At 67.4% G+C, this 6,861-nt stretch carries 5 protein-coding genes; all 5 read left to right on the plus strand.

What is annotated here, in order from left to right; translation table 11 throughout:
- The first annotated feature begins 63 nt into the window (after positions 1-63).
- The gene (locus ABD793_RS42400) at positions 64-1,578 is read left to right on the plus strand and encodes a tyrosine-type recombinase/integrase (RefSeq protein WP_344869538.1); all 1,515 of its coding nucleotides are present in this window, start codon (positions 64-66) and stop codon (positions 1,576-1,578) included.
- Positions 1,578-3,302 carry a hypothetical protein gene (locus tag ABD793_RS42405; RefSeq protein ID WP_344869540.1) on the plus strand — a complete coding sequence of 575 codons (1,725 nt, stop codon included), beginning with the start codon at positions 1,578-1,580 and terminating at the stop codon, positions 3,300-3,302. The genes ABD793_RS42400 and ABD793_RS42405 overlap by 1 nt, the downstream gene beginning before the upstream one ends.
- On the plus strand, positions 3,299-5,479 hold the full coding sequence (locus tag ABD793_RS42410; protein WP_344869541.1) for a hypothetical protein: 2,181 nt from the start codon (positions 3,299-3,301) through the stop codon (positions 5,477-5,479). The genes ABD793_RS42405 and ABD793_RS42410 overlap by 4 nt, the downstream gene beginning before the upstream one ends.
- Before the next feature lies 1 nt (position 5,480).
- Complete coding sequence (locus tag ABD793_RS42415) at positions 5,481-5,915, plus strand: hypothetical protein (protein ID WP_344869543.1); 435 nt, start codon at positions 5,481-5,483, stop codon at positions 5,913-5,915.
- A gap of 69 nt (positions 5,916-5,984) precedes the next feature.
- Complete coding sequence (locus tag ABD793_RS42420; RefSeq protein ID WP_344869544.1) at positions 5,985-6,734, plus strand: methyltransferase; 750 nt, start codon at positions 5,985-5,987, stop codon at positions 6,732-6,734.
- The last annotated feature ends 127 nt before the right edge of the window (positions 6,735-6,861 follow it).

Raw genomic sequence — 6,861 nt, forward strand, 5'->3', positions numbered from 1 at the left:
CACATTCTCCCCGCTTAGTTTTCGTGTGGCGATTAGCCTTGACGGGGTACGGGAGCAGGGTGTTTGCGCTTTGCCTTGAGTCGTGTGGTGTTTCTATGGTCTCCGGTCATGATCTTGAGCTTCTTCTCGTCCCAGGGCTGGGAGTCCTGGGAACTCGAGCGTCGGCCGCTGATCCCGGAGCGGATGCCGGTGCTGGTCGATGACGACCTGCGGTTCGAGGACGCGCCGGGCGCGCCCCGTCCTACCGTTGTGGTGAACCGGTGGCTGCGCGAGCTACCCGCCAGCGGTGCGCCAGCGCCGAACACGTGGGAGGCGTACGCGCGGGCGGTCAGGGAGTGGATGGAATTCCTCGCCGAGCACGGCGTCGCGCTGTTCGACTCGCGAGAGCGATTGAAGCTGGGGTTGAGCCGGTACGCCGAGCATCGCGCGACCGGCCCGCTCAGGCAGCGGTTCGCCGCCACCACGTGGGGCCAGCACATGAGCATCTTGTCCCTGTTCTACCGGTGGGCTATGGAGGAAGGCCACGCTGAGGCCGAGCCGTTCACCTACCGCACCGCACGGGCGTTGTTCCACGGCACTGGGCGGGAGGTTCGGGTGAACCTGGCGGTGCGACGGACTCCGAAGCCGCACGTGACGATCAAGTACCTAGAGCCGGATTTCACCGACCTGTTCCTCAACGGCCTGCGCGGGCTCGCCCCGGACGGCGCGCTGGACACTGGCTACCGGGGCCGTGAACTGGCCCGCAACGCCGCCGTCGGCGGGCTCGCGCTGGGCACCGGGCTGCGTGCACAGGAGTTCACTTATCTGCTGCCCTACGAGATCCCAGCGCTTCCACCCAAGCCGGTGGCGATTCCGATCCCGTTCCCCGTTCCGGCCGGGATCACCAAGGGCCGTAGGTTCCGCACCACCTGGATCTCCTACGACGCGCTGGCGGCCGTCCACCACTACCTGGAACTCGACCGTGCGGTGACCGCGGACGGCTCGACCTGGAGGCCGCCGCGACGCTGGGGCGAGCCGCTGCTGGTGACCAACCCGGACGCCCGGGGAGGACAGATCAACGGTGTCCGCTGCCGATGGGACACGGTCACACCGGGCGAGCGACGTCGACTGGTCGCTCCGGGCGGGGGTTCGTGCCTGCTGGCGCTGCGCAACGGCGGCGGACCGTTCACCGCCTGGGCCACGGTGTTCGAACGCACCGCTGACCGGATCCGCGTTCGGTTCGAGCCGCGGTTCCCTCATATTCACCCGCACCGGCTGCGCCATTCCTTCTCGATGCGCACCCTGGAATATCTGGTGACCGGGCACTACCGGCAAGCGGCGAAGTTGGTCAAGGACACCGACGCCGATGCCGCGCTGGTGTTCTATCTGTCCAAAGCAGACCCGCTGCTGGTGTTGCGGGATCTACTCGGTCATTCCTCAGTGCTGACAACGGAAAAGTACCTCAAGCGCTTGGATATGACCCGGATCTACCGCGACGCCTACGAGAACGCCGGCATCACCGACGGTCTGCTCAGCGAGGCCGCCGCCGAGCGGGAGGCCGCGGCGGAGTTCGACGACGGTGAAGGCGAGGTGTGCTGATGCCGGCCACCGTGACCGAGGACCCCCTGGGCATCGAGTGCGTGTTCAGCGACGGCTCCACCGTCCGATTCGAGCTGGATGGCTTGCCCTGCCTGCAGCTGGCCCGTGACCTCCTGGTCGGCCTGGTGGAGCTGATCCATCCGCACGGCACGGTCGACTCGGCCGGCTCGCTGACCCACTACACCCAGTCCATCCGGCACCTGGCCCGCACGCTGGCCGCCCAGGGATTCACCGGTGGGGCGGCGGACCTGCGTCGGGCGCAGATGGCCGAGTACTGGATGGCCACCAGCGGCCCGAAAGAGGCGTGCACCCGCCGGATGTTGCACGGGTTCCAGCTCGCTGGCGGTCACCTGGACACGACGCTGGCCGAGTTGGCGGTCGGCCGGGCCTACAACCCCCAGCGCAACCACCAACAGCTACCGCCCTATCCAGAAGACCAATGGGAGCGGCTCACGCAGACCTGCCGCGGGATCGTGGACGAGTCGTTCACCCGGCACAAGGCCGCCCTGGCCGCGGCCCGACGCGGTCAGCACCCACGCGAGCACGGGTGGAGCGAGGACAACCTGCGCTGGCTGCTGGCCCGGATCGGCCCGGTCGGCATCGTCGCGTTCGGACAGCACCTGGGCTGCTCGGACAACGTGGTCCGCCAGCGCGGCGGGGTGCTCGAGGCGAGTGCGGACCTGTTTCCGCGGTTGGATGTCGTGATCGCCTATCGACTGTTGTTCGGCATCTACTCCGGCATCGTCCCTGACGGCATCGACGATCTGGTCACCGACGATATCGATTGGGCCGGCGATTCGACCATCCTGCTGTCCTACGTCAAGGGCCGCACCGCGGCCGAGAGTCTCAATCTGCCCCGGCGGGCGGTCCGGCTGCTGGAGCAGTGGCTGGCGCACTCGGCGTTGCTGCGCGGCCACGCCGAACCCGAGCAGCGTCGGCTTTTGTGGCTGCGACTGAGAAAGCCCGGCGGCACCGAGATCACGGCGGACGTCGGTTCGGCCAGCCGGGTCGCGATCCAACGCTGGGTCGTCCGTCACGACCTGCTCGACGCCGACGGCATGCCGATGAAGATCCACCGCTCGCGGATCCGCACCACATTCCAGTCGCTGCGGGACAAGAGCAGCTGGGCCGGTCGTGGTCGGGCGACCATCGATCCCAACCACAGCCCGGAGGTGGAGGGTGACCACTACCTGACCGCCACCACGCCCTCCCAACGTCGAGCCGTCGAAGCGATCGTGGAGGACGCCCAGCACGACCTGCTGCGCAAGGCCCACCCACCCACGGTCGTAACCGACGAGGACGCAGCCACCCTCGCACAGGACTATCCGCAGCTGGTCGCCGCGCTCAACCTGGATAACACCGTAATCGCGGAACTCGTTGGCGGACAACGTGATGTGTTCACCGCGGCCTGCGCCGATCAGCTCGCCGGCCTGCACGGCCCGAAAGGCAAACCCTGCCCGGCCCGGCCCTGGGTCTGCCTGCTTTGCCCGCTGGCAGTGTTCGCACCTCGGCACGCCGCGAACCTGTTGCGGCTCAAGGCGTTCTTCTCCCGCCAATGGCGGCAGATGCCCGCTGCCCAGTTCATGGCCGTGTTCGGCCCCTACTCCCAGCGGGTCGGCCACGTGCTGGACCGCTTCGACTCCGCCGTCCTCGCACACGCCTCTGGCCGCGTCGGCGACCGCGATAACGAGCTTCCCCTGCGCCCGGAGGAGTCCACTCGATGACAACCGCTCTCGCCTCCGGGCCGCGCCAGTCGGTGTTCGCCGGCCTGGACATCTGTCGCGAAGCTGGCCTCGCCCTGCCTGACGGGACACACCGCCCGGTGTTCGAGGACGACCGGTGGGATTTCACCGCCGTGATCGGCTTGCCGAACCAGATGTCCAAGGTCAGCCGCCGGTTCGACTTCACCACGATCACCAACCCCCGCTGGCGGGTGATCGCCAAGGAACAGATCACGGCGATGCTCGCCCCCAGGCATGAGGCCGTGATGCCCTTGCCTCGCGCCTACCGGACCCCGCTGCACCTGCTGACCGCGTCCGGGCGGCTGGCCGAGCTGACCCGGTTCCTGAACTGGCTCACCGTCCAAGGCGTCACCAGCCTCGGCGAGGTGGACGCCGGTCGCTGCGAGGGATACCTGGCTCACCGGCGCTACCTGCTCGACGAGGACGGCCAGGTCGTCGGCGAACGCAGCCCCGGGACCCGACGGGCCGCCGCTCAGAGCGTCGTCGATCTGGTCAACCACCGTGAGCTGTTCAGCGTTGACCGGGTTCCCGAGGATCTGCGGCCCTGGGGCGGTGCCGCCCCGTCAGTGGTCGCCGAGATGCCCTGCGGCGTTGGCCAGAACAAGACCCCGCCGGTCGCCGACACGGTCTTGCAACCGCTGCTGGCCGCTGCACGCTATCTGGTGGACACCCTCGGCCCGCACGCCATCGACCTGATCACACAGGTCAGGGAGGCCGACCGGAAATGGTCACACCGGCTTGGGGACCACGTTTTCACCTCCACGCTGCCTGAGAAGGAGATCGCGCAACTGCTGGCTGACTACGAGCGTCGGGGCGAACCGCTGCCGTTGGCGGCCGAGCACACTATCCGCGACCGGCTGGCCGCTGACGGGTCGCCCGAGGACCCGCTGATCCGGATTTCTCTCGGGCTGCTGGCCCGCCAGGCCGGGTTCACCCAGTTCTGGCGGAAGTGGATCCCGCACCTACGGGAGCGCATCGAAGCGACTTTGGCAATCGTCGGCGCCGAGAAACCGTTTGGCCGCAACGCTTCCGTCGTCGACCGCGCTGTTGGGGACGGCGCCATCGCCTGGACACTGCCGCTGGACCGGTTGGAAGCCATCGCGGTGGTCGGAATCGTCCGCACCGCCGCGATCGCCCTGCTGGCCGCGGTGTCCGGAATGCGCTCGTCGGAGCTGATGGAGCTGGAAGTCGGCAGCTGCCGCCCACCTGAGCACTATGGTCCCGGGCTGGTCCGTTACCGGCTGGCCAGCAAACTCATCAAAGGGCAGCAGTTGGGCGGCCTCGCTGACGAATGGGTCGTCATCGAACCCGCTTACCGCGCCGCTCAGTTGCTCGAACAGCTGCATGACAATCCCGAGAACGGGGTGCCGCTGCTGGGCCGGTTCGCCTTCGACGTCCGCTACACCTGGTTCCGCAACTGGGTCAACGGCCCGGCCGCCCAGCGACTTGGACTGGCCCCCATTCCTGAGGCTCCGGTCAGCCTGCGCGCCCTGCGCAGGACGCTGGCGATCGAGTTGGCCTACCGTCCCGGGGGCCTGCTCGCCGCGAAACTGCACCTCAAGCACATCGCGACGGCAACGACGGAAGGGTACGCGTCTCGACCGGGCGGGGCGCAAGCCGAACTGTTGGCTGAGGTGAACAAGCACGAGGCCGAGCGCAATCTGGATCTCGTCTGGGCCGAGTTCCGCAACTATCTGCAAGGGATCATGCCTGCTGGGCCGGGGGCCCGCGAGCTGACGGAGTTCTTCGCCCACATCGACGGCAAGCTCACCACCGGCGAAGCGGGGCCGCCGAAGACCCAGCGCAGCGACCGGGAAGTCCTCAACCTGGTCACCAAACGTGCCCAGGCGCTGCACTTGGGCGCGGCCAACTACTGCTGGTTCACCGACCCGTCCCGGGCGCTCTGCCTGAAACTCGCCGGCACCCCGCACGCTGACCGACCGTTGGCGGGGATGTGTGACTCCGCGCGCTGCCCGCAAGCCACCCATCACCCCTGCCACCGGCCGGTCTGGGCTGAGCACGCCGCACAGACCACGACCTTCCTGGGCAGCCTCGGCCCCACCCGCAAGACCGAACGAGCCCGCCTGCAAGCCGACCTCCACCGAGCCCTGGCCGTCTTGGACTCCATCGACACCGCCACGCACCAGAACGAGGAATGACATGCGGATCACCGCGGCTCAGCGCACCGCCAACGAGAATCGGATCCGCGCTGCCATGGATCGGCTCCTGCGCGGCGAGATCCCGCCTGGAGGCCGCTGCGACATCAAGACCCTCGCCGCCGAGGCCAGCGTCGACCGCACGGCCTTCTACGGCACCCGGCCCTACGCCGATCTGCGCGCCGAGTTCGAACGGCGCCTGCGGTCCCTGCAGCAGGCCGGCGACCAGCCCGACCCGCGCGACGCCCAGATCACCCGACTCAAGAGCGAGGTCACGGCACTCAAGCAACGCCTCACCGAGTCAACCGGCACGATCAACGAGCTCACGGAGTTCCGGAGCCAAGCCCTTGCTCAACTTACTGCGCAACACGACGAGATCACCCGGCTTCGCCGGTGCGCCGCAGAAGCGTCCAATATCCGACGCCTTCAGGCCCACTGATCGCCAGCGACGACTGAAGAACAGACCAATTCAATACCCCTGCATTGAGCCGTTGAATAAGGTGCCGACATGACCGAAACCGACCCCCCGCCGAAACGTCCGGTCAACGCTGCTGACTACACCCCGATGGTCACCGAGGAGCACGCCAAGCGCATCCGCCAATGGCATGAGAACGCTTACAACACCGGGAAGGCGGAAGCCGGTCCTGGTCAAACAGTCACCTACCTCGGCAGGACGTTGGTGATTCCGCCCGAGGTCATGCCCATCACGGGCGTGTCCTATCTCCTCGGTGAGGCTGTCCTGGCCGAGGTCCACGAGAGCGACCGCGTGCTTGACATGGGGACAGGAAGTGGCGTCAACGCCATCATGGCGGCCTCGCAAGCCGTCGACGTCCTGGCGGTCGACATCAACCCTGACGCTGTCGAGGCAGCTCGGCGCAACGCCGAGCGCAACGGCGTCGCGGATCGGGTGGAGGTCCGTCACAGCGACGTGTTCAGCGATGTCGGCGGCGAATTCGACCTGATCGTTTTCGACCCGCCGTTCCGATGGTTCTCCCCTCGGGACCAGTTCGAGGCCGCCATCACAGACGAGAACTATCGTGCGATGACCGAGTTCTTCGGCGCCGCGAAGCGGCACCTCACCCCGACCGGCAGAATGCTGATCTTCTTCGGCACCTCCGGCGACCTGGACTACCTGAAGCACCTGGCTGATCAGGAAGGCTTCAGGACAGAGGTCATCGCCCAGGCGAGCTTGGAGAAGGACGGCTGGAGAGTCGACTACTTCACCTTCCGCCTGACCCAGGCCTCTCAGCCAACGTGACGTCCACCACGTCGCATAGCCGAAAACGCAACACGAAGCCAGACGACGGTGTCGTGAGAACTTGCCGCGATCGGACCACGTCAATGGCAACGCGAGTACGACCGCACACGGCGACTGCAGAGACAAG

The organism is Amycolatopsis ultiminotia, from assembly GCF_039536925.1.
In the GTDB taxonomy this organism is placed as follows: domain Bacteria; phylum Actinomycetota; class Actinomycetes; order Mycobacteriales; family Pseudonocardiaceae; genus Amycolatopsis; species Amycolatopsis ultiminotia.

Excerpts from the sequence above, each read along its gene's own strand:
- ABD793_RS42415 (WP_344869543.1), top strand. The coding sequence starts at position 5,481 with ATGCGGATCACCGCGGCTCAGCGCACCGCCAACGAGAATCGGATCCGC.
- ABD793_RS42420 (WP_344869544.1), top strand. The coding sequence starts at position 5,985 with ATGACCGAAACCGACCCCCCGCCGAAACGTCCGGTCAACGCTGCTGAC.
- ABD793_RS42410 (WP_344869541.1), top strand. The coding sequence starts at position 3,299 with ATGACAACCGCTCTCGCCTCCGGGCCGCGCCAGTCGGTGTTCGCCGGC.
- ABD793_RS42405 (WP_344869540.1), top strand. The coding sequence starts at position 1,578 with ATGCCGGCCACCGTGACCGAGGACCCCCTGGGCATCGAGTGCGTGTTC.